This is a genomic window from Streptomyces sp. P9(2023) (assembly GCF_032436795.1).
In the GTDB taxonomy this organism is placed as follows: domain Bacteria; phylum Actinomycetota; class Actinomycetes; order Streptomycetales; family Streptomycetaceae; genus Streptomyces.
In genome coordinates, this window is sequence record NZ_JAUPWM010000461.1 from 1 (window position 1) to 273 (window position 273).

Here is a 273-nt window from a genome sequence, read left to right on the forward strand (position 1 = left end):
TGTAGAAATTAAAATAACTTTTTTCATTTCAACAGTTGCAACTTCTATTCTATTATTGTCTGCTTGTGGTGGCCAAAATAAAACAGCTGATTCTAGCTCACAAACATCTATTACTGCGACTAGTAAGTCTGGTTCCGAAGCTCAATCTTCTACTCAGCAAAGCGTCGCAACAGAAGCGTCAAGCAGCGTGGCTCAACCAGGGCCTTCTGAAACACAAAATACAGAAAGCAATGCAACGTTACCAGTGCCTGGAGAAGCCAATCTTACCACGTC

General features: G+C 41.8%; 1 protein-coding gene. It reads left to right on the forward strand.

Annotation, left to right across the window (positions count from 1 at the left end; all coding sequences use genetic code 11):
- On the forward strand, window positions 1–273 hold a 273-nt coding region (locus Q5762_RS38380; RefSeq protein WP_315896944.1), incomplete at both ends, for a hypothetical protein.